The 22,245-nt window shown below is 71.0% G+C and carries 17 protein-coding genes and 4 pseudogenes; 6 read left to right on the forward strand and 15 right to left on the reverse strand.

Annotation, left to right across the window (positions count from 1 at the left end):
- Nucleotides 1–312: 312 nt before the first annotated feature.
- Entirely contained in the window at nucleotides 313–1,194 is an 882-nt protein-coding gene (locus tag ACIG87_RS24675; protein WP_396853580.1) for a PfkB family carbohydrate kinase, read from the reverse strand.
- The gene (locus tag ACIG87_RS24680) at nucleotides 1,191–2,192 is read right to left on the reverse strand and encodes an XRE family transcriptional regulator (RefSeq protein ID WP_396853582.1); all 1,002 of its coding nucleotides are present in this window, start codon (nucleotides 2,190–2,192) and stop codon (nucleotides 1,191–1,193) included. The genes ACIG87_RS24675 and ACIG87_RS24680 overlap by 4 nt, the downstream gene beginning before the upstream one ends.
- 41 nt (nucleotides 2,193–2,233) lie before the next feature.
- On the opposite strand from ACIG87_RS24680, the pseudogene ACIG87_RS24685 reads away from it, so the two are divergent.
- Nucleotides 2,234–2,395 (forward strand): annotated as a pseudogene (locus tag ACIG87_RS24685) (IS256 family transposase); the annotation flags it as partial.
- A 16-nt stretch (nucleotides 2,396–2,411) separates the two neighbouring features.
- Here the strand turns inward: ACIG87_RS24685 and ACIG87_RS24690 are convergent.
- Genes ACIG87_RS24690 through ACIG87_RS24705 form a run of 4 tightly spaced genes read right to left on the reverse strand, consistent with a single transcriptional unit; the run spans nucleotide 2,412 to nucleotide 5,672 of the window.
- Nucleotides 2,412–3,653 carry a low temperature requirement protein A gene (locus ACIG87_RS24690; RefSeq protein ID WP_396853584.1) on the reverse strand — a complete coding sequence of 414 codons (1,242 nt, stop codon included), beginning with the start codon at nucleotides 3,651–3,653 and terminating at the stop codon, nucleotides 2,412–2,414.
- 30 nt (nucleotides 3,654–3,683) lie between these two features.
- Nucleotides 3,684–4,313 carry a class I SAM-dependent methyltransferase gene (locus ACIG87_RS24695; RefSeq protein ID WP_396853586.1) on the reverse strand — a complete coding sequence of 210 codons (630 nt, stop codon included), beginning with the start codon at nucleotides 4,311–4,313 and terminating at the stop codon, nucleotides 3,684–3,686.
- Entirely contained in the window at nucleotides 4,313–5,314 is a 1,002-nt protein-coding gene (locus tag ACIG87_RS24700) for an alpha/beta hydrolase (protein ID WP_396853588.1), read from the reverse strand. Before ACIG87_RS24700 ends, ACIG87_RS24695 begins: the two co-directional genes overlap by 1 nt.
- Before the next feature lie 52 nt (nucleotides 5,315–5,366).
- Nucleotides 5,367–5,672 carry a putative quinol monooxygenase gene (locus tag ACIG87_RS24705; protein WP_208565702.1) on the reverse strand — a complete coding sequence of 102 codons (306 nt, stop codon included), beginning with the start codon at nucleotides 5,670–5,672 and terminating at the stop codon, nucleotides 5,367–5,369.
- Between the two features lie 330 nt (nucleotides 5,673–6,002).
- On the opposite strand from ACIG87_RS24705, the gene ACIG87_RS24710 reads away from it, so the two are divergent.
- Nucleotides 6,003–6,605, forward strand: coding sequence for a ferritin-like domain-containing protein (locus ACIG87_RS24710; protein ID WP_396853590.1), 603 nt, complete (start codon nucleotides 6,003–6,005; stop codon nucleotides 6,603–6,605).
- Here the strand turns inward: ACIG87_RS24710 and ACIG87_RS24715 are convergent.
- Nucleotides 6,541–9,306 (reverse strand): ATP-binding protein, encoded by a 2,766-nt coding sequence (locus tag ACIG87_RS24715; RefSeq protein WP_396853592.1) that lies wholly within the window; start codon nucleotides 9,304–9,306, stop codon nucleotides 6,541–6,543. The genes ACIG87_RS24710 and ACIG87_RS24715 overlap by 65 nt on opposite strands.
- A 142-nt stretch (nucleotides 9,307–9,448) precedes the next feature.
- A complete protein-coding gene (locus ACIG87_RS24720; protein WP_396853594.1) occupies nucleotides 9,449–10,366 on the reverse strand; it encodes an AraC family transcriptional regulator N-terminal domain-containing protein in 918 nt (305 codons plus the stop codon).
- A gap of 315 nt (nucleotides 10,367–10,681) precedes the next feature.
- On the opposite strand from ACIG87_RS24720, the gene ACIG87_RS24725 reads away from it, so the two are divergent.
- Nucleotides 10,682–11,944, forward strand: coding sequence for an ATP-binding protein (locus ACIG87_RS24725; protein ID WP_396853595.1), 1,263 nt, complete (start codon nucleotides 10,682–10,684; stop codon nucleotides 11,942–11,944).
- A gap of 295 nt (nucleotides 11,945–12,239) precedes the next feature.
- On the opposite strand, the gene ACIG87_RS24730 is transcribed toward ACIG87_RS24725, so the two are convergent.
- From ACIG87_RS24730 to ACIG87_RS24740, 3 genes are all read right to left on the reverse strand, one after another.
- Nucleotides 12,240–13,574, reverse strand: a complete 1,335-nt coding sequence (locus ACIG87_RS24730) for an IS110 family transposase (RefSeq protein ID WP_396853597.1) — start codon at nucleotides 13,572–13,574, stop codon at nucleotides 12,240–12,242.
- Between the two features lie 355 nt (nucleotides 13,575–13,929).
- Nucleotides 13,930–15,075, reverse strand: coding sequence for a hypothetical protein (locus ACIG87_RS24735; RefSeq protein WP_396853599.1), 1,146 nt, complete (start codon nucleotides 15,073–15,075; stop codon nucleotides 13,930–13,932).
- Nucleotides 15,076–15,081: 6 nt separating this feature from the next.
- Nucleotides 15,082–15,393 carry a hypothetical protein gene (locus ACIG87_RS24740; protein ID WP_396853600.1) on the reverse strand — a complete coding sequence of 104 codons (312 nt, stop codon included), beginning with the start codon at nucleotides 15,391–15,393 and terminating at the stop codon, nucleotides 15,082–15,084.
- A 61-nt stretch (nucleotides 15,394–15,454) separates the two neighbouring features.
- Here ACIG87_RS24740 and ACIG87_RS24745 point away from each other — a divergent pair, with 61 nt between their 5' ends.
- From ACIG87_RS24745 to ACIG87_RS24755, 3 genes are read left to right on the forward strand one after another with little or no spacing between them, the layout of a single operon-like run.
- A complete protein-coding gene (locus ACIG87_RS24745; RefSeq protein ID WP_396853602.1) occupies nucleotides 15,455–17,830 on the forward strand; it encodes a TOTE conflict system archaeo-eukaryotic primase domain-containing protein in 2,376 nt (791 codons plus the stop codon).
- Nucleotides 17,831–17,865: 35 nt separating this feature from the next.
- Complete coding sequence (locus tag ACIG87_RS24750) at nucleotides 17,866–18,537, forward strand: DUF433 domain-containing protein (RefSeq protein ID WP_204010765.1); 672 nt, start codon at nucleotides 17,866–17,868, stop codon at nucleotides 18,535–18,537.
- Nucleotides 18,534–18,974, forward strand: a complete 441-nt coding sequence (locus ACIG87_RS24755; protein WP_396853603.1) for a hypothetical protein — start codon at nucleotides 18,534–18,536, stop codon at nucleotides 18,972–18,974. The genes ACIG87_RS24750 and ACIG87_RS24755 overlap by 4 nt, the downstream gene beginning before the upstream one ends.
- Before the next feature lie 185 nt (nucleotides 18,975–19,159).
- Here ACIG87_RS24755 and ACIG87_RS24760 read toward each other — a convergent pair.
- The 4 genes and pseudogenes from ACIG87_RS24760 to ACIG87_RS24775 all read right to left on the reverse strand — a co-directional run.
- A pseudogene (locus ACIG87_RS24760) lies at nucleotides 19,160–19,315 on the reverse strand (IS110 family transposase); the annotation flags it as partial.
- A gap of 11 nt (nucleotides 19,316–19,326) precedes the next feature.
- Nucleotides 19,327–19,580, reverse strand: a pseudogene (locus ACIG87_RS24765) (hypothetical protein); the annotation flags it as partial.
- Nucleotides 19,577–20,052, reverse strand: a pseudogene (locus ACIG87_RS24770) (ATP-binding cassette domain-containing protein); the annotation flags it as partial. The pseudogenes ACIG87_RS24770 and ACIG87_RS24765, both read right to left, overlap by 4 nt.
- A gap of 544 nt (nucleotides 20,053–20,596) precedes the next feature.
- Nucleotides 20,597–21,772 (reverse strand): metallophosphoesterase, encoded by a 1,176-nt coding sequence (locus ACIG87_RS24775; RefSeq protein ID WP_396853604.1) that lies wholly within the window; start codon nucleotides 21,770–21,772, stop codon nucleotides 20,597–20,599.
- Nucleotides 21,773–22,245 lie beyond the last annotated feature (473 nt).

Raw genomic sequence — 22,245 nt, forward strand, 5'->3', positions numbered from 1 at the left:
GCACCCGTGTGAGTCCTCGCTCGTCCACCAGGGCAGCCAAACACAACCCAAAAAGCCCTACAAGCGACACACCGGAACAACCTAACAAAGCACTACTAGGACTCCCCGAGAGTTTACTCCTGAACACTTTCTAAACCGCCTTCGAGGGCCGGCTAACCCCGGCCGCCTCAACAAACCAAGATCAGCCGCCAGCACTTGACGCTCCCGCCGCAGACGGCAGTGACCGTCAGGGTCCGGCCGACCATTCGACTCGTGCGCTGCACCCAGGTTCTTGGTCACCGGGCGAATCGAGATGCAGGCGACGGCTCCGTGCTACGCACGTACTACCGCTTCCGTCGCGGCGTTGACCGCGTCGGTGATGGCTTGCCCCAGCGGGGTGTTCTGGGTGAGTCGGGCGGCGAGGGTGCCGAGGAACTGGTCACCTGCGCCGGTGGTGTCGATGGCGTGGACCTGTGGTGCGGGGAGCAGCTTGGTGTGTTCGGCGGTGCTGTAGGCGGCACCGCGAGCGCCTGCGGTCACCACGGCTGCCCGTGTTCCCAGCCCACGAAGTTCCTGAGCCGCGATCGTCGGATCGGCATGGTGCCGGCCGAGGATCGCGGCGGCCTCGTGTTCGTTGCAGACGAAGAGGTCGAGGGCGGTGAGCACGGCTGACCCGAGCGTGGGATGCGGTATGAGGTTGCCGATGAGTGTCTCGGCCCGGTGGTGCTGGAGGACGGCGTTGACGGCGTCGGGTGGAAGGTCGAACTGGGTGAGCATGGTGGGTGCGTGCAGCCGCCGTAGCGCGTCGCGTACCTGTTGAGCGGTGAACTCTGTGGCGGGAGACAGTGCGAGGACGATGTGGTTCTCGGCGTCGGGGGTGACTTCCACGATCGCCACGCCGGTCGGCGCCGACGGTATGAGCTGGAAGAACGACACGTCGACGCCCGCGTCGGTGAGGGCGCGTCGCAGGAAGGTGCCCCATTCGTCGGTGCCGGCGTTGGCGACCAGGGTGGTTCGGGCACCTGCGCCGGCAGCGGCTCTGGCCTGGTTGAGGCTCTTGCCGCTGGCTGTGGTGGTGGCGGGTGCCGAGGCGAATGTCGTACGGCCAGGCTGTGGTCGTCGGGGGATCCGGACGGTGATGTCGATGTTGGCGCGGCCGACGACGATCACCTGCGGTGGCGGTGGGGACGTCTCGTCGGTCTGGTGGTCGGTCATCCGGTGGCGGCGACCCGGTCGAGGAGTTCCCGGACCTGCTGGTGGTGGGAGAAGGGCTTGAGCTGTCGGGTCAGGGCGAGGATGTCCCGGTGGACGCGTGCTGAGCCGGTCGTGGTGGCGAGGGTCAGCGCTTCGTCGGCGGTGGTCGCGGCCTGCTCCGGTTCGGCGGCGGCCAGGTAGGCGTGTGCTGTCCGGGAGAGGTACATGCCGCGTTCCCGCCGGTACCGGTCAGGCCAGTGGTTGACGGCGGTGGTGAAGCTGGTGATGGCCCGGTGTGGTTGGTTGAGGCGGAGCCATCCCTCGCCTTCCTGGGCGGCCAGGTACGGCGGTGTGCAGAAGGACCCGAGTGCGTGCTCGTCGTCGGTGGCCGGGTCGGTCGCGACGAGCGTGTGGGCGCGCTCCATCGCGGTCTGGAAGCCGGTGGCGTCGTTGTCGAGGGTGCTGCCGCGTGCTTCCTGCACCGCAGCGAAGGCGTGGACGCGCGGGGGCACGTCGGGGTGGCGGAAGGCGGCACGGGCCAGCCCGACGACGCGGTCGTCGTCACCGGTGCCGACAATGCGTTGCGCCTTGCGTGCCAGCACGTAGGAGCTGAATTCCCGGTCGTCGGCCTCTTGGGCCATGCCGGACGCGCGGTCGAGCCAGCGGTCGCCGGCTGCCCGGTCGCCGAGGTCGTCGCTGAGCCAGCAACCGAACTCGCTCCAGCGGGCTTCGGTGCTCAGAAGCCGGTCGCGAAGCTGCCCCCGAGCCTGTCGGCGGAGGGCGGCGATCTGCGTGATCTGCTGCTCGACGGTAGCCAAGATGGTGCGCCCGCCGAGCTTGTCGTCGGCCTGCACCAGGAGGGCGCGGAGTTCGGCGAAGTGGTCCACGACAGCGGGGTCGACGGCTGTCGGGCGGGACGCTCCAGCAGGGCCGGCAGCCTTCAGGGCAGTGAGACCGGCGGCGAGTTCCAGCAGTGCCCGCCGGGTCACCCGGAATGACATCGCCTGCCCGTCGGACATGACCTCAAGGGTAGCCGCGGCGACGCCGTCACGGTGCTCCTCACTTCCCCAACGAGGGCACCGCCCTCAAATGCGTCTACCTCGCCGTGATGAGCCCGGACCTCACCGGGCAGGGCCGCCGACGATGGAGCATGCGCTGGAAACCCGCCCTGAACGCCTTCGAGATGGCCTTCGAAGGACGCCTGACCGCAGACCGAAAGTAACCCTCAACAAGCCGGGTTAGACCGTTCGTTTGACAGACCCGTTCCGCGTTCTCGCCGTCGCATCGACCGGTGGCGTCGTCGGACGTGAGTTCCGTCGGTGCTGGCGGGTCTCGACGACGATGAGGACGATCAGGACGGCGACCAGACCGGCCAGACCGACCAGCGGCGCGAGGGTGGCGGCCGCCGGGCCGGCGGCGACGAGCACGCCGGCCGCCACCAGGCGCGGCAGGCTCGTCGTACGGTGCACGAGCCGTTCGAACAGCAGGTGCCCGGCGAGGTAGAGCGCCGCACCGCCGAAGAGGGACAGCGCGTAGAAGGCTCCCAACGGCCCGCCCTCGCCGACGTGTGCCACCACGCCCTCCACGCCGAGCGCGGTGAGCACGATGCCGGCGACCAGGGGGAAGTGACCGTAGGTGTACGCGTCGACGGCCAGGCTGACCCGGGCGGTGCCGTGCGCTTCGACGAGGCGACGCCGGGCCGCGGGCGCCACCGCGTCGAAGTACAGCCACCAGAGGCAGACGGCGGTGCCGATGCCGAGGACGGCGACGCTCACCAGCGGCACACCGATGGGCTGGCCGGCGGCACCCGCGCCGATCGCGACGGTCGACTCGCCGAGGGCCAGGATGATGAACAGACCATGCCGTTCGGTGAGGTGCGTCGGGCTGTGCAGTCGCCACGCGCCGCGCTTGGCGGTGAGGTAGATGCCGGCCCAGTCCACCAGCAACGCGACGGCGAACAGCAGCGCCTGGGCCCAGCCGCCCAGCAGCGCCCCGAACAGGAGCAGCGCCGCGCCCGCCAGCAGGGGGAACCAGGTGATCACGATCTGCTGCCGCAGGCCGGCGTCGCCGGTTGCGGCCACCGCGTAGACCGCGAGGTGCACCCACCGGACGAGGAAGTAGGCGCAGACCAGGACGACGGGGCCTGGCAGGCCGCCGGGGGCGTCCCGCCAGGCCTCGGGAATGGCCAGGGCGACCACGAACATCGCCGCCATCGCGCCGGCCATTCCCGCCCGGATCAGGCCCTCGTCGGCCCGGGAGTGGTTGCCCAGCCAGGTGTAGCCGGACCACGTTCCCCACAGCAGGGCGAGGATCAGCAGACCCTGCAGGACACCGTACGGGCTGTGCTCGTGGGCCAGGTAGGCGGTGATCTGGGTCGCTGCGAAGACGTACACGAGGTCGAAGAGCAGCTCGAACGGCGTCGCGCGATGGTCCTGGCCGACCGGATGTACGGCTGGACCGGGGCCCTGGGGCTTTCCCATGTGGCCAACCCTCCTCTCGGGGTGCCGTTCTCAGCGGGACAGGGACACCAGCGCGCGCGGTCGCGCGGTGACGCGGGGGCGCCGGCAGGAGTACACGAACGCCGGCGGCACGTTGGCCCACACGGTGCGGCCGGTCACGACCTCCTCGAACCGGTCGCCCAGTGCCCGCCGCAGCCGTTGGGCAGGCGGCGTCCAGCGGGCGAACGTATAGCCGAACGTGGTGAAGGCGCCGTTCGGGGTCAACGCGTCGGTGACGGCGTGCAGAAGCTCGTCCTGCTGGCCCCCGGCGAACGCCGCCCACGGCAGCCCGCTCACGATCACGTCCGCCCGGCCGTGGCCCCGCTGTGCCAGCACGTCGCCGAGGTCGCGGGCGTCGGCCACGGCGACGTCGAGCCGGGGGTACCGGGCGGCCAGCAGGCCGGCGAACCGTTCGTTGACCTCGACCGCGAGGTGACGGCCCCGGCCGGCGAGCCGGTGCTGGATGGCGGCCGTGAACGCTCCGGTGCCGGGGCCGAGTTCGACGACCAGCGGCTCGCCGGCGCCGGGGACGGGCGCGGTGACGAGGTCGGCCAGCGGCCGGCCGCTGGGGGCGACCGCGGCGACGGTGAACGGGTCGCGGAGGAACTCGCGCAGGAACTCCGCCCGGTGGTTGTCGCTCATCAGCCGGCCCGCTGCCCGGAGAGCTGCGGCCGGGTCGGCCCGGCGGCCGGGGTCAGGATGCGGGCGAGCCAGTCGGTGCGGGCGCGGCGGGCCTGGGCCGAGATCCGCGCCTGCGGGTACAGGGCGTCGAATCCGTGGAAGCCACCGGCCCAGATGTGCAGCTCGGCCTGGCCGCCGGCGGCCCAGATGCGGGTGGTGTAGGCGACGGCCTCGTCGCGGAACACCTCGGCGGTGCCGGCGTCGACGTAGGTGTCCGGCAGGCCGGACAGGTCGTCGGCCGTCGCGGGGGAGACGTGATCGGGTACGGCGTCGTCGGCCAGGTCGCCGAGCACCGACCGCCAGGCGAACTCGTTCATTTCGCGTGTCCACACGCCGGGCTCGCCGGCGTACTGGCGGCTGGAGGTGGTGTCGTTGTGGTGGTCGAGCATGGGGCAGATCAGCACCTGGGCGGCGAGATCCGGGCCGCCGCGGTCGCGGGACAGCAGGGCGATCCCGGCGGTGAGGCCCCCGCCGGCGCTGACCCCGGCGGCGATGATCCGGTTCGGGTCGACGCCCAGCTCGTCGGCGTGCTCGGCCACCCACAGCAGACCGTGGTAGCAGTCGTCGAGCAGGCTGGTGCCGGTGGCCTCGGGTGCCAGCCGGTAGTCCACGGAGACGACGACGGCGCCGAACCGGTCGAGCCATTCCAGGGGGATGTCGATCTGGGAGAAGCGGTCGCCCATCACCATGCCGCCGCCGTGCATCCAGTAGACGCAGGGGGCCGCAGCGGTGTGTTCCGGGCCGGCGGGGCTGAAGACGGACAGCGGGATGTCCGTGCCGTCCGGGCCCGCGATGCTGATCTCGCGCCGGTCGATCGCCCGGCCTTCGAGCAGCGGCTCCACGGGCGTCGACGAGAACTGCCGGATCTGCGGGAGCACGTCGCGGTTGAGTTCGGGTACGAGCGGCATGTCGGCCAGGAGCGCGCGCAGCTCGGGGTCGAAGGGGGGACGTGTCAGTGCCATGAGGGGTTTCCTGTCGTGTTCGATGCGGAAGGACGGATTGCCGTGCGGGATCTCAGATGGCGGCCTTGCCGCCGACCGGCACCTCGTCGAGGTATGCCGGCTCGCCGACGATCAGCGGCTGGAGTTGCGCCAACAGGGCCTGCGCCTCGTCGGTGGCGAAGAACCGGTGGTGCGCCTCCTCGGTCGTCCAGCCCTCGGTGACGTGGACGGTGTCGGAGTCGGCGGCGGAACGGCCGATCAGGAAGACGACGCAGTCCTCGTTCGTCAGCGACGGCGACGCGAGCAGGAAGTCGGCGAGTTCGTCGCCCTTGCCGGGGCGGGCGGTCATGGTGGCGTGGAAGCCGTAACTGATGGTCATCGGGCACTCTCCTCGGCGGCTGCCGCCGGATGTCGGCGGCGACGGTATTGCCTGGCTGGGCTCTACCTTCGGGGCCGCCGGGCCGGCCTTCATCAGTCATCCGACTTCCGAGATCCGGGCCGCCGGCGACCGATGACCTAGCCGGTCGTGCCGGAACCGGGCAGGCCGGCGGCCGGGCGGGGCCGGTGACGTGAGCGGAGCCGCCGGCCCGCGCCGCCTCCTGGTGCACCGGCCCGGGGCCGCGAGGACCCTCCGCCGCCGGCACCTCGTCCCTGGGTTAGGTCATTCGACAGATGCGCGGGTCGAGAGCCGCGCCGCACCATCGACGGCGTGACGCCATCAGGACGGGAACACCCCGCATCGCCGCCCACCGTGCTGCGGATGCGCGAGGTCCGGGACCGGGCCCTCTTCGACCTCGACGACGGGCCGGTCACGCCGTCGAACCGGGCCGACCTTTCGGCGACCACGCGCCTGCTCAACGTGCTGCTGGCGAGCCTGGTCGTGTCCTCGTTGCAGTACGAGCAGCACGCGCTGGCCGTCCGCGCCCCGTCGGCCCGGCCGCTCGCGGAGCTCCTGTTCGCCGGGGCCGACCGCGACCGTGGTGACGCGCGGCTGGTCGCGACCCGGATCCGGCAGCTCGGGTGCGCCGGCGACTACGACCCGCAACACCTGAGCGCCCGGTCCCGGGTCGCCTTCCGGGCGTTCCCCGACGGTGACGTCGTCGGCATCGTGACGCAGAACCTCGTCGGGGCGCGGATCCTCGTCCAGACGTTGCAGGAGGCGGTGCGTTGGATCGGCGACGACGACCCCACCACCCGGCGGCTCCTGGAGCGGCTGCTCGAAGCGAAGGAGACGCAGGCCGACGAGCTCAGCGCGCAGTCTGCCCAGCAGCAGGCGGCGACAGCGCGTCCCGGAGCGCCGCCCGGGACGTGACGCCCAGCTTGGGGAAGATCCGGTACAGGTGGGCGCCGACGGTCCGGTGGGACAGGTACAGGCGCTCGGCGATCTGCTTGTTGGTCAGGCCGCTCGCCGCCAGCCCCGCGATCTGGTGTTCCTGCGCTGTGAGCGCGGTCAGGTCACCCCGCTGCCGGGGGGCCGGACGGTGGCCGCAGGCGCGCAGTTCCCCCTCCACCCGGTCCAGCCAGGGCTCTGCGGCCAGGGCGGCGAATCCGTCCCGTGCGGCGAGCAGGTGCGGCCGGGCCTCCACCGGCGACCGGGTCCGCCGCAGCCGCTCACCGAGGGCCAACCGCACCCGGGCCCCGTCGTACAGCCACCGCCGCGTCGCGGCGTCGGCCAGCAGGGCCTCCACGCGGGTCACCGACTCGTCGTCGTCGAGGACGAGAGCCTCCGCGCCGGCCTGGAGCAGGGCCATCCGGGGCGACAAGCCAGCCACGTCCGCGTCCCGCATCGCCTGCACGTGGACCCGGGCCTCGGCCGTCCGCCCGGTGCGTACGGCCGCCTCGACCAGGTCGAACATGACCCAGGTGCAGTGCGGCACGTGGGAGGCGAGCACGCCGGGCGGGCTCATCGCGACGGCGTGGCCGAAGGCGGCGTCGTAGTCGCCCTGCCCCATGGCGGCGAGCACCCGGGGATGCTGCGCGAACAGCGCGGCGGCGGCGACGCCACGGGGCAGCGCCCAGTGGGTGATCTCGTCGGCGAGCGCGTACGCCTCGTCGAACCGTCCCCGGCCGGCGGCGAGGATCGCCCGGTTGTACCGGAAGTACCACGCGAAGAACGAGAAGCCGCTGGTGTCGCAGGTCCGCTGGCCCTCCACGGCGAGTTCCTCGGCCTCGTCCCACCGGCCGGTCAGGAAGTCTTCGAGGCACAGGTGCATCAGGGCTCCGAGGTGCCGGCGGGGCGCCCCACCGTTGCGCCCGTGCTCGACCAGCCGCCAGGACGCCTCCCGCGAGTCGCCGAGACGATCGAGGTACACCGAGGCCGTGCCGATCCGCATGATGCGGGTGGGGTCCTCGTTCTCGGTCAGCGTGCGGAGCACCGCGTCGATCCGGCCCAGCGCGGCCTTCCCGGTGCGCACCGGGTCGGCGAAGCTGTCGCTCGCCAGCGCGAGCACGTCCGGCGGCCGGGGCCGGATCCGGCGCAGCAGCGCGAAGAACGGTTCCCAGTACTCCGGCGTGCTGCCGTACCAGCAGAGCAGCAGCAGGGTGTGCATGGCCTCGACGAGCGCGGGGTCGTCGGCCCGGTAGCCGTGGTCGCCGGTCTCGATGGCACCCGCCAGCAGCCGGTGGGCGGTGTTCACGTCGCCGTCGCCGTTGATCATGAGGAAGGCGGTCGCGTTGGCCGCGTGCAGCGAACCGGCCGAGTCGGGAGCCGCCCGACGCGCGTCGGTCAGCAGGATCTTCGCGTCGTCGATGGTGCCGCTGGCCTCCGCGCCGATGTACGCGGCCTCGGCGAGCCGCCGCCCCCGGCCGGCGCTCGTGGCGCTCAACTCGGCGGCGCGGACCAGGGCCGCCACCGCCGCGAACCCGTCCCCGCGCCGCATCACCCGGTGCGCCGCCTCTTCCAGGAGTTCCGCCACCGCCTCGTCCGGGCCGACAGCGGCCGCCGCGAGGTGCCACGCGCGGCGTTCTTCGTCGTCGACCAGGGCTCCGGCGAGGGCGACGTGCGCGGTGCGGCGCTCCTCGTGGGTGGACATGGCCACGATCGCCGAGCGGATCAGTGGATGCCGAAACGCGATCCGGGCCGTGGCGTCGTCCACCCGGACGAGCTGCGCCCGCTCGGCGGGGGCCAGGTCGGCCAGGCTGGACTGGTCGGGCAGCGCGGCGCGGAGCACCCGGACGTCGCCGGTGCCCTCGAAGGTGGCCAGCAGCAGCACCCGCCGGGTCGCCTCGGGCAGCCCGGTCAACCGGGCCGCGAAGATCGCCTGCAACCGGTCGCTGAGGGGGACCACCTCGGGCTGCGTCTCCGTGCGCCGCACGGAGCCCAGCAGCAAGGCGGGCAGTTCCATCAGCGCGAGGGGGTTGCCCTGGGCGAGGTCGAGCAGGCGTCGGCGTACCCGCGCCGGCAGTTGCGGGTGGCGGGCGTCGACCAGCCGCCCCGCGGCCTCGTCGTCGAGCGGCCCGACGGCGTGTTCGGACAGCCCCCGCAGGTCGAGGAAGCTCACCGATCCCGCCCTGGTCGACGCCAGCAGCCCGGCCCGGACACCCGCCAGCCGCCGGGCGATGAAGCCGAGGACGACGGCGCTCGCGCGGTCGAGCCAGTGCACGTCGTCGACCACCAACAGGACCGGCTCGTCGACCGTGAGCTCCGTGACGAGCAGCAGGGCGGCATTGCAGACCAGGAGGACTTCCGGGGGCGTGCCGACGCCGAAGCCGAGCGCCACCGACAGCGCCTCGCGCGAACCGGGCGGGAGACGGTCGAGAGCCGCGTGCGCGGGCAGCAGCAGCTGGTGCAGGCCGGAGTAGCTGACGTCGGCCTCGAACTCCGACCCGGACGCCCGCAGCACGCGCATCCCGTCCGCGAGGGCAAACTCCATGGCGGCGGTCATCAGGGCGGACTTGCCGACCCCCGGCTCGCCGCAGATCAGCCGCGCGCCGCCGCCCTGGCGCACCCCGTCGAGGAACTCGGCGAGCTGCGCCAGGTCGTCGTGGCGTCCGAACAGTTCGCTACCGGCCACCCGTACCTCACGCGCCCATCGTTGTCCGTCGGCCCCCGGCCGATCTCGGCCCTCTGCTCGGGCAGGCTACCGGCGGTGATCAGCCACCCGGCCGTCCGTCGGCGCAGGCGGGCAGGATCGGGCAAGAGAACGCGAGTTCCGGTCAACTGTCGCGGGGCGTGACCCGCGCGGCGGTGCGGGCGTGCAGGCGGGCCGCGTCCTGGCGGGGCGGGCCCCCGAACTGCCGGCGGTACTCGCGGCTGAACTGGGCGGGGCTCTCGTAGCCGACGCGGCGGCTGACCCCGGCGATGTCGCCGGGGCTCGCGGCGAGCAGCAGCCGGGCGCGTTGCAGGCGGATCTGCTTCTGATACTGGATCGGGCTCATCGAGGTGACGGCCTGGAAGTTGCGGTGGAACGCGGAGACGCTCATTCCCGCCTGCTGCGCCACGTCCTCGACGCGGAACGGCCGCGCGTAGTTGTCGCGGATCCACTGGACGGCCCGGGCGATGTGGCTGAGGCTGCTGTCGGGCAGGCCGAACTGGCGCAACACGCCGCCCTGCTCGCCGGTGAGCAGCCGCCAGATGATCTCCCGCTTGATCAGGGGCGCGATCATGGGGATGTCGCGGGGCTGATCGAGCAGGCGCAGCAGCCGGACGGCGGCGTCGAGCAGCTCGACGGGGGCCCTGCTGACGGCCAGGCCGGCCGGCACGTCGGTGGCGGGTGCCGGCAGGTCCGCCGGGTCGGCCTGGAGCAGCACCTCGGCGACGGCGGCCGGGTGGAGGGTCAGGCCGAAGCCGAGCGCCGGCTCCTCCGGGCTGGCGCGGGCGAAGTGCGCGGTCACCGGCAGGTCGACCGAGGCGACGAGATAGTCGCCGGCCTGGTACTCGTACACGCGGTCGCCGAGTGCGAACCGCTTCGTGCCCTGAGCTACGAGGGCCAGCACCCTGCCGTAGGTGGTCGGCGTCGGCGGGTCGGGCCGGTCGGCACGGAAGATGCGCACGTCGGCGATGCTCGTGCCCAGTTCGGGCCGGGCATGCCGGCCCAGCAGAACGCGCAACTCGTCGAGCGGCATGCCCACCATTGAAGCACCACGGCCATGACCAGGGCCCGGCCGATCCTGGCGGACACCGTCGGGCGGGCTCGACGCCGACCTCCTCCGACGGCTCTGGCCCACCCTCTGGCTGCCATCCCCACTCCGCCAGCGCCGGGAGGGCACCTTCCCCGAACTCGTCGCAACCGGCAGTAATGCGACGTAGCCATGGATCTCTTCCACGGCCGCCCCGCTGACGGGGCCCGCAGATCGAACACCAGATGACCGCATAACGAACACACACCATCCCGCAAATCGAAATCTAGTGCCCCCGCAGATCGAAAATTTGGCCGTTAAGATGACGCCGTGCCCACACCGCAGCTGATCCCCCGCCGCGCCGCCGCGCAGGTCAATGCCGCCCTGGCGGACACCCGCGTCGTCTTGATCAACGGAGCACGGCAAGCAGGCAAGAGCACCCTGGTCCGCCTTGTTGCCGGCGATCGTCTAGCCGAGCGCCGCGATCTTGATCGGGCCCAGGACCGGGCGGCGGCGATCGCCGACCCGGGCGGATTCGTGGACTCCGCCGAGCTCCTGGTCATCGACGAGATTCAGCGTGCTCCGGAACTCCTGTTGGCCATCAAGGCAGCAGTCGACGAGGACCCCCGTCCGGGCCGGTATCTGCTTACCGGCTCGTCACGGTTGTTCGGCATGGTTGCCGCCCCGGACGCGTTGCCCGGCCGGATGGAGACCGTGGAACTCTGGCCGTTCTCTCAAGGAGAACTCGACGCTGAGCCGGACGGATTCATCGACGCCGTCTTCACGCTCGGTCCGGACCTGCGACACGAGTCGGACGTCACCCGTGCCGACTACGCGGCCAGGATAGTGCGTGGGGGCCTACCCGAGGCCACCACCCGTACCGACCCGCGCCGCCGCCAACGGTTCCTCGACGCCTACGTCCAGGCACTCATCGACCGCGATGTCCGGCAACTGTCCGACATCCAGCACAAGGGCGAGCTACGCAAACTGGTACGCCTGCTTGCGGCCCGATCCGCGACCGTCATCGCCGCCAACTCCCTCGAGTCCACCCTCGGACTCAGCCGGCCGACGATCGCCCGCTACCTCCAGGCCCTGGAAGAGATCTTCCTGATCAAACGGATCCCGGGCTGGTCCCGCAACCTGGGCACCCGGGCCACCGCCGCGTCGAAACTGATCTTCATCGACTCGGGTATAGCCGCAAACGAGATCGCGACCGACGCCCGGGCACTGCTCCGGCCTGGTGCACCGTTCGGCCCGCTACTCGAATCATTTGTCCTGTCCGAACTGTCCCGGCAGCTCACCTGGTCCGAGCAGTTCGTCGATCTGTCCCACTACCGCGACCAGAGCAGGTATGAAGTCGACGCGGTGCTCGAAAACCGAGCTGGGCAGGTGGTCGGGATCGAGGTCAAAGCAGCCACCACTGTCGGACCCGACGACTTCCGCGGGCTACGCCGACTCGCCGACCGCCTCGGCAATGACTTCGTCGCCGGCATCGTCCTCCACACCGGAACCTCCACGCTGCCGTTCGGCGACAAACTCCGCGCCATGCCGGTCAGTACCCTGTGGCAGGCTCCCGCCCCGACAGCAGACTGACCTCGCCCGCAGGTTATTCCTCAACCGGTCAGGGCCATTGAGGACTGAAAGGGTTTCGAGGTCCGAAAGGGCGTGGCCCTGCTGATCCTCAGCAAGCGATCCCAGCAGGGCCCCGCAGCGACCGGCACACGAGGCCAAGAAGTAAGAAGCCGCAGGTCATCGGCCTGCGAACACCGGCGGAGGCCAGTCTTAGGAAACCGATGCTCTATCCCCTGAGCTACGAGGGCGCGAGCGCCTAGTCTAGCGACCTGGGGGTTCACCTGGGGTGGCAGGGAGTGGCCCACGTCCACCCACGTCACCCGGACCCCTGTTCGCCCAGCCCAGAAGCACACCTCGAGCACACGAACCCCCGTTTGCGACCACGAGCGGCTGTGGTGACTCGCGTCGGCACCGGTTGACCCGGGGCGGCATCCGCTGGCGAGTCTCTACGCGAGTTCGCATGGCACCACCTCTGCTGATCTTGGCTGTTTGGGCTGGTAGGGGGTCTTGTCGCGGATGCAGGCCCAGAGGACGTTGAGGCGTTGTCTGGACAGGGCTGCGGTGGCTTGGCGGTGGGTCTTTCCTTCGGCTCTTTCTTGTCGTAGTAGGCGCGGGAGCGTGGGCAGTGGGTCAGCGCGGTGAAGCTGGACATGCTGAACACCCGGCGTAGGCCGCGGTGGTAGCGGTGGGGCCGGACCTGGTGGCCCTGCCGTCGTCCGGAGTCGCGGGAGATCGGGGCGAGGCCGGCGTGCGCGGCGAGCGCCGCAGCGCTGGGGTAGGTGCTGAGGGTGCCGGCGTGGGCGAGGAACTCGGCGGCGAGGGTGGTGCCGATGCCGGGCAGGCTGGTGACGATCTCGCCCAGCTCGTGCTCGGCGACAACCGCGGCGATGGTTTCCTCGATGGCGGTGATGCGGTCGTTGACCACTTCCAAGTCGGTGGCCATCTGGCCCACGATCCCGGCTGCGGTGGCCTCTCCCGTGACGGCGACGGTCTGTGTCCGTGCGGCGGCGAGGGCCTTGGCGGTGAGTGCCTTGGCGGCCCGCACGCCGTGCTGGCGTAGGTAGGCCAGGATGCGGGCCTCGCCGGCGCGCCGCAGCCCTGCCGGGGTCTGGCACTGCACGAGGAGCCGGAGCGCACCCCGGCTGCGCAGGTTCAGCGACTTCTCCAGGGCGGGGCTGATCACGGTCAGGAGGTCCTGGAGGCGGGCAGTGATGCGGACCCGGTCGGCGACCAGGTCGAGGCGGCGGGAGACGAGCAGCTTCAGCTGCTGCTGCACCCCGTCGGCCACGGTGAGGGTCGGTAGGTCGCCGCGCATGCGCAGGGTCTGGGCGATGACGTAGGCGTCGTGCGCGTCGGTCTTGCGTTCCCCGTGGAACGCCTCGGCCATCCGCGAGGTGACCGTGCCGCTGACGTAGCGCACATCCGCGCCACGGTCGAACAGGACCGCCAACAGCAGTGACACGGGTCCACCGCGTAGGTCGACGGCCCAGCGGATCGGCTTACGGCGCTTACCGAGCCGCCCGGCGATGCCGGAGATGGACTGCTGGTCGTTGGGGATCTTCTCGGACATCACCACGGTGCCGTCGTCGTCGATGACGCACACGTGGTGGTGGGTCTTGCCGACATCGACGCCGGCCCACAGGCTGCCCATCGGGCATCACCCTCTTCGGTTGTCTGGTGAGGGGGCGTGGACCCGCCGCGGTTCAGTAGCCACAACTTCGGAAAGGGCGATCGGTCGCAAGTCTCCATCCAGTGCTGATACAGCGGTCATCAGCGAGGGCCGGGGCGTCCTACTCCAAGCTGGCCATGACATCGGCAGCACACACCCAGGCAGTCACCCGACCCTCCGGGTCCACCCCAGCAAACGACACAGCTCGATGTCCGGTTGCGGGTCCCGACGGACACTCGGAGTCCAAGCCGCCGCGGTCAGGGGCGTCGCGGCGGAACGCCGAGCTGTCCACGATCTTGCGCGCCTCGGTGGCGGTCACCGGGCGGCGAACCAAGCGTCAGGTGTCGAGGGCTGCGAGGTTGAGGCGTTCGAGCAGGCTGGGCTTGCGGGCGTGCACCACCCGTAGCTCGGCCAGCCGCTTCCGGAACGATGAGCTGCCCCCGTCGCGCTCGGCGAGGTCGCGCAGGTCGACGAGGAGTTGTACGGCGGTGTCGTACTCGCGGGGTTTCTTCGTGGCAATGAGTTCGTCGACCCGCTGCCATGCGGCGGTTTGGTCAACCGCGAGGGTGTCGAGGTGCCGTTGCCGGGCGGCTGCGGCGGACCGTTCCCGGCGGACCCGGTCGCGTTCGCGCTGCTCGGCGTCCCGCCGTTCCCGCACGGCGCGCAGGTCCGCGGCGGTGGCGAGTAGTTCCCCGGCGGTGCGGGCGGCTGCCGGGGTGGGCGTCTCGGAGCGGTGTGCGTCGCGGTAGCGGCGCAGCAGTCGGCCGCGTAGGTGGCTGTCGCCGCCGGTGATCAGGTCGACCAGAATGGCGTCCTTGTCCCGGGCGGGCAGCCCGACGACCCAGGTGCGTAGTTGCGCAGCGGTCGGTTCACCGGAGGCGGCCGGCGTCGACCCGGCGGCCGCGGCCGCGATCAGGTCGGGGTCGATGCGCAGGAACTCGGTGACGGCGGTGAGGGCCGCGTCGAGGGTGCCCATGCCTGCCGGGACGGGCGGTTCGGGTTCGTCGTCGGCAATCTCCTGCGACTGTACGCAGCGCAGCCAGGCCAGGTACAGCAGGCGCAGGTCACCGGCGGCGAGGCCGGCCCGAACCGGGATGATCGAGGTGAGCAGGCCGTGGCCGTCGAGGTCCCACTCGTCGGTGCCGTCCTCGTCATGGAGGTCGACGATGACGTGCCTGCCGGCGGTCCAAGCGGTTGCGCTGTCACTCTGGCAGTACCGGGCCACCACGGCGGGGTCGAGTACGTGTTTCGGTAGCCGCAGCATGAGCTGGCGGGTGCCCCAGTTCGCCAGGTACAGGTGCGCGTCGAAGTACCGTTCCATCAGCTTGCGCGGGTCGCCCTTGAAGTTGCCCCACTCGTAGATGTTGACGAAGCTGGTGGCGGTGATGTCGGCGCGGGTCGACAGCGACCGCAGCTCGGCCCGCTCCCGGGCAGTGAGGGGCCGGTCGACGGTGGTGAACTCGTAGTACTGGTACTCGCTCACCGTGGCCTACCTTCCGGCCCAGTGCCGGTAGGCGTCGATCCACGCGGCGCCGTCCGGTGGCGGGGTGGGTAGCGGCAGGTCGAGGAGGTCGATCCTCTGCCGGTGGTGGCCTCGGGCGCAGACCGCAGCGATGGTGTCCGCGGTCAGGTCGATCTTGCGCACGGTCACCTCGACGCCGAGGACGGTGGTGGTGAATGGCACCGCCAGGTGCTCCTCGATCATGGCGAACAGGCCGGTGAGCTGTTCGTCGTCGCCGTACGCGTCGATGGTGGCTTCCTCGATCATCGCCTCCAGCGCGACGCTTCCCTTCGATGCCATCGGCGGAGGATACCGGACCGGTGTCGGGGTGCTCGGAGCCCGATGCGCGAGCATGGTCGGCATGGGTTCGGTGGCCGAGTTCGTCGATCTCCGGCGGGAGGTGGAGCGGCTACGGGCGGAGAACGCCCGGCTGGGACGTCTGCTGGAGTTGCGCGGCCAGGACACGACTGCGGCGCCGGAGCAGTTGTCCGCGCCGGTCGAGCCGCCAGGGCTGGTCACCATGACCTCGCCGACTCGGGACAAGCTGGCGTTGTTCGCCGACCGGTTCCGGGCCCGGGCCGACGTGTACGCCGTGCGGTGGAGCAACGCCCGTACCGGCGGGGCCGGTTGGATGCCCGCGGTCGCCGGCGGTTGGCGTAAGGGTATGGACCGGCGCGGTGCCGCCTACCTGCCCCGCACGACGGAGGTCGTCGCGGCGCATCTGGTCGGCGACGTGTTCATGGGCCTGTACCCACTGATGCCCGGCAACACCTGCCACTTCGTCGTGGCCGACTTCGACGGGCCAACGGCGATGCTCGACGCCCTCGCCTACGTGAAAGCGGCACGAGCCAGCGCGGTGCCCGCCGCGATGGAGATCTCCCAGTCCGGCCGCGGCGCCCACGTGTGGATCTTCTTCACCGGCGCTGTTCCCGCGGCCACCGCGCGGGCCGTCGGCACGGTCCTGCTGCGTGAGGCGATGGTGCTGCGCGGGTCGATGGACCTGCGGTCGTACGACCGGCTGTTCCCCAACCAGGACGTCCTTCCTGAGGGCGGCTTCGGCAACCTCATCGCCGCACCGCTACAGGGACGCCGCCGCAAGGACGGGCTGACCACGTTCCTCGACCTCGGCACCCTCGAGCCGCACGCCGATCAGTGGGCGTTCCTGTCGACCCTTGATCGGCTCAGCCCCGGCGACGCCGAACGGATCGCCCGGCAGGCCAAGCAGGCCGTCACCGGTGCCGATGTCGCCACGATGAGCCGGTCCGCCGCGACCCAGGTCCACCCACCGCTCCCTCCGGTGGTCCACGCGGAAGTCGGTGCCGGGCTGAGCATCGACGCCGGACAGCTCACCCCCGCCGCACTGGCGACACTCAAACACGCCGCCGCCATGGCCAACCCGAAATTCTACGAGCTGCAGCGACTCCGCAAGTCCACCTGGGACACCCCACGCTTCATCCAGGGCTACGATCTCACCCTCGATGACCGCCTAGTCCTCCCGCGGGGCCTGCGGCACACCATCACCACCATCGTCGAACATGCCGGGTCACGGCTGGCCGTCACGGACGCACGAAACTCCGGGAGCGAGATCGACGCCGCGTTCACCGCCGAACTCACCAGCAGGCAGGCCAACGCGGTCGGCGCGCTTCTCGCCCACGACGACGGGATCCTGGTCGCCCCACCGGGCTCCGGCAAGACCGTCATGGCCTGCGCCGTGATCGCCGAACGCAACACCTCCACCCTCGTCCTCGTCGACCGCAAAGCCCTCGCCGACCAATGGCGCACCCGCGTCGAGCAGTTCCTCGGCATCAAGCCCGGTCAACTCGGCGGCGGCCGACGCAAACTCACCGGCACGGTGGACATCGCGCTGCTGCCCTCTCTGGCCCGGCGCGACGACGTCGCCACCCTGACCCAGGGGTACGGGCACGTCATCGTCGACGAATGCCACCACCTCGGCGCCGCCGCGTACGAGCACTCGGTCAAACGGATCGCCGCGCAGTTCTGGCTCGGCCTCACCGCCACCCCCACCCGACGCGACGGCCTCGGCCAACTCGTCACCTGGCAACTCGGACCCGTCCGCCACACCCTTACCGACGAGGAACAAGGCACCCTCGCCGCAGCGATGCACACCGACGCCGGACCACGTCGAACGCTGTTCATCCACGAGACCACCTTCCAGCCCGGCGACATCGACCTTGACGCCCCCGGCGCGCTCGCCGAGGTACACCGGCGACTGGCCCTCGACGAGCCCCGCAACACCCAGATCGCCGACGATGTCGCCGTAGCCCTGACACGCGGTCGCAACTGTCTGGTCCTGACCCGACGGGTCGCCCAGGTCGAAGCTCTCACCGCCCTGCTCTCCGCACGAGGACATCAGGCGCTCGTGCTGCAAGGAACGATGAGCACCACCAACCGACGGACCGTCGTCGACCGGCTTGACCAGGCCAAGATTGGCGACGGCCTGCTCGTCATCGGCACCACACCCTTCATCGGTGAAGGCTTCGACGCCCCCGCCCTCGACACCCTCTTCCTCGCCGGCCCGATCTCCTACGACGGCCTACTCGTCCAGTGCGCCGGCCGCGTCATCCGCGCCGCGCCCGGCAAGGACCTCGCCGAGGTCCACGACTACCACGACCCGGCCACCCCCATCCTCGCCGCCTCACTCCCACGCCGCATGCCCGGATACCGGACACTCGGCTTCACCCCGGACATGAAGGCACCGCGTGGGGGTCTGCCGTGACCCGCGAAGGAGTCAACGCATGGGAGACTGGCGCTGTGGTGAGCGTCCTGGAGCGTGAGGTCTTCTCGGAGGCGGAGGCTGCCCGGCTTCTGCGGGTGGCGCAGTCGACGCTGCACTACTGGCTGGAGGGCGACGAGCGTAAGGGACGCCGACACAAACCCGTGCTACGCACGGAGCCGCGCGGCGCCCGTTCGGTCACGTGGGCCGAGTTCGTCGAGGCCGGGCTTTTGCGGGAATACCGCCGTACCCACCGGGTGCCGATGGTCGAGTTGCGGGCGTTCATCGACCTGCTCCGGGAGCAGTTCGGGGTGCCCTACCCACTCGCCGACCGCCGACCGTACGTCGCCGGCAAGAAACTCGTGCTGCAAGCCCAGGCGGAGGCCGGTCTCGACCCGGAATACTGCCTGGTGGCCGCAGTCGGTAATCAGTTGCTGCTCACTCCTCCGTCGGCGGCGTTCGTCGAGCGGGTCACCTGGGACGGCGACGTCGCCGCCGGCTGGCGACCGGACCCCAACCCCCAGTCACCGGTGCGTATCCTGCCGGATGTCCGGTTCGGTCGGCCGTCGATCAAGGGGATCAGCACCGAGGTGCTCTGGGAGCAGGACGAGGCAGGGCTGGACGTCGAGGAGATCGCCGAGACGTACCAGCTCGACGTGCCCGACGTGCGGTGGGCGCTGGCGTACGAGAACTCCCAGCGCGCGGCGTGAGCAGGATCAAGCCTGCCGAGGTCCGGTTTTACATCGATGCCGACCTCCTCGGCCTCGCGCGCGTCCTCGCCGGACTCCGCTCCGACATCACCTATCCCGGCGACCCCGGCACGGTCATACACAAACGCCAACGCCCGCCGTGCCCGATCGCCTCGCCTGCGGTGAAGGACTCAGAGTGGATCCCGCAGGTCGCGGGCCGCGGCTGGCTGATCATCACCCGGGACCGCCACATCCAGGAGCACCGACTGGAAATCGCCGCCGTACGAGAGCACCGAGCCAAGATGGTCGCCCTCACAGCCGCCGACGCGGGTAGCGTCTTCGGCCAGTTGGAGGTCGTGATGAGTCGCTGGCGCGATATCGAGCGCTGCCTCGCCGAGCCGCCGCCCTTCATCTACGCAGCTACCCGAACCACGATGAGGCAGATCTCGCTGACCTAACTGTTGCGTGAATTCGCTAGATCCCAGCAAGCACATGACGGATGCCCCAAGTACGGTCTGAACAGGACTTTCGTCTACTCTTCTGATCTTCACCAAGCGGAGTCTCCATGTGACTCCGGTTGATCTTGGTGGGCAAGGGTCGAGCAGCCGGCGGGACCGGGTTCCGTCGGCCTGAAGCGTGCTGTTCAGGCTGCGGCGCGGACCGCCGGTGCCGGTCGGGTGAAGGTCTTGCGGTCGCGTACGAGTGCCCAAAGGACGTCGACGCGTCGTCGCGCGAGGGCGAGGATGGCTTGCCGGTGGTTCTTGCCTTCGGCGCGTTTCTTCTCGTAGTACGCGCGGGAGGTGGGGCATTCCCTGGCGGCGGTGCGGCCATCCACAGAATGTGCCGCAGCCGCAGCCGTTCCCGGCCGGACTGCCACGCCCCGGCAGCGATCATGAGAGCGCACAGGATCAACAGCGACATTCGCAGGTAGTTCGCGAGGCCCGCCCACCGCCCGCCCAGTCGTCCGGATGCACGGCCACCATCCACACTCCGGCGCTGAACATCGCCACAGCGGCGAAGGGCACCGTACCCCGGCGGAGTTCCGCCCTCAGCGCGCGCCTCACCGCGATGCCGTTCGAGCGCCGCGCAGCACCGCCGGGTACCCGCGTTCCATGGGGGAGTCGCCGCTGTCGCCGTCCCCACCGGCGGCGATCAGCTCATCGGGGAGGCCGGTGAAGACCAGCCGCCCGCCGTCGACCAGGTTCACCCGGGTACACGCCGCCACGACGTCCTCGATCAGGTGCGTGCCGACCAGGACGACGGCATCCAGGCCCAGCGCCCGGAACTGCAACCGCTGCTCCGGGTCCAGACCCGCAGTCGGCTCGTCCAACAACAGCAGCCGCGGGTCGTTCACGATGGCCTGGGCGACGCCGACGCGGCGCAGCATCCCGCCGGAGAGGTGCTTCATGCGGTCGTCGGCGCGCTCCAGCAGGCCGACCCGCTCGATCGCCCGGTCACCGCCAGCGGAATCCGCGCCGGTGGCATCACCTTCAGCCAGGCGAAGTACTCGACGAACTCCCGGACGGTGAAGCGCGGCGCCTACCCGATCGAGCCCAGCGGCGTGCTCGCCGGCACAATCACCGGGTTCGTCATCAGGCTGATCGTGGTGTGGCAGGCGATGACCCGGATGGCTCACCGGGGCGCCCGAACCCCACGGCCGGCACGGCGGCTGATCCTGCTGCTCGACCTACCGACCTCCTCGCCTGCGGGGGGTGAACACCCTGGACAACGTGCTGAGCGTGCTCCCCGATCGAGCATTGCCCTTGTCGCGGCAGCCCATCCGGACGAGAAGCGCCGCCGGGATGCCGCAAAGGTGTTCGAGAGACTCATGACGTTCGGCCGGAGTAGTTCGGAGCACCCCTGAGTCAGGGTCGACACGCGCAACCGCTGCCGTCCATCGCTCCGAGAGTGGCACTGCACGTCTTCACCGCGCCTGCGACCACACCGCCACATACCCGCGACCCACGAAGCCTGGGCATCGGGTACATGCGGGCGGATCCTGGGGCCGGGATGGCCAACAGAGTTGACCGAGGCATCCCCGGCCACGATCAGGTGGGGCGTGGGTGCCGGCCCGGTCGGGCTAACCCGTCCGGAGGGTGAGCAGGGTGATCTCGCTCGGCGCGAAGATCCGGAACGGCGGGCCCCAGAAACCGGTCCCCCGGCTCGTGTAGAGCTGGGTCCGGCCGTGCCGGCTAAGGCCCTGCACGACCGGCTGGTCGAGCCGGACCAGGTAGTGGAACGGCCACATCTGGCCGCCGTGGGTGTGCCCGGACAGTTGCAGATCCACGCCGGCCGCGACCGCGTCGCCGATCTGCTTCGGCTGGTGCGCCAGCAGCAGCACGGGCAGCCGCGGGTCGGCGCCGGCCAGCGCCGCGGCGTGGTCGGCGCGGTGACCGGCCACGCCGGACGAAGCGGCGGTCACGTCGTCGACCCCGGCCACGACGAGCTGGGCGCCGCCCCGCTCCACCACGAGGTGCCGGTTGTGCAGGGGCTCCCAACCGAGGGCCCGCATATGGTCGACCCAGCCCTGCGCCTGGCCGTAGTACTCGTGGTTGCCCGTCACGTACACCCGGGCCAGCCGGGCCTGCACAGTGCCCAGCGGCGCTGCCTGCGCCCGGCGCTGGTCGACCGTGCCGTCGGCGATGTCGCCGGTGTGGCAGACGATGTCGGGGGCCAGGCCGTTGACCACCTCGATCGTGCGGGCGGACCAGCGAGCCCGGTCGATCGGGCCGTAGTGGGTGTCCGTCAGCAGCACCACCCGGACCCCGTCGAGACCCGCACCCAGCCGGTCGACGGTGACGTCCACCCGCCGGACCCGGGGCACCCGCATCGCCTCGGCGTACCCCCAGACGGCCAGGACGACCGAGACGACCGCCGCACCGACCGCCACGTATCGGGACCGGACCGGATCGGCGACCCCTGCGGCGGCCAGCGGGAGCCGGGCCACGTTGCCGAGCAGCGCCCAGACGAACAGGATCCAGACCAGGCCAAGGAGCGTGTCCCCCGCGCGGGCCGCCGAGTCCAGCCGCCGGCGGCCGTGCCCGAGATACATCAGAACGGGAAACGCGACCACCGCGACGACGAACACGGCCGTGCCGGCGGCCACCACCGGCGCCGGCCACCGCGCCGCCACCGTCAACGTCCACCACGGCAGCCCGAACAGCAACGCCAGGACCGCGATCAGCGTCGCCCCGGACACCAGCGGTCGCAGCAGCCCTCGCGCCGGCCGCACCTGTACGGCATCGCCAGCAGCCATCGTCGTCCTCCCGTCGGGGTCCGTGCAGCATGACACGATCCGGGCTGGATCGACCACGCCGGAAAACCGGGACGGATCCGGCCCGTAGGCTCTCGCCGGCCGCCGACGGCTACCGCACACGACGGCACCGGGCGCACGGTTGCCACCGCCACGGTGTCTCCCACGTGTTGATCGGCAGCCCCGGGGGCACCGTGAATCCGCGATCGGCGCCGCGACGGCGGGTGTCGGGTTGGTGTGCTCCCGCAGCACCGGCGATGCCCCCGGACTACCTTCTCGACCGCGTCGCTGAGGTTCTTCAGGAGGTGCCACCGATCGGTGACCTGAATCGCGTCAGGCGCTGCCTCGCGGGCGCCGTCGGTGTAGCGCCAGCCAGACTCGCCACGCTGCTGGCCCAAGCTCTTGCGGCACCGTAGAATCGCGCGGCGCAACAGCTTCGTAGGATCTCGGCAAGGACCCGTCGGACCAACCGAAGA

This window comes from Micromonospora sp. NPDC051925 (genome assembly GCF_044548625.1).
Lineage (GTDB): Bacteria > Actinomycetota > Actinomycetes > Mycobacteriales > Micromonosporaceae > Micromonospora.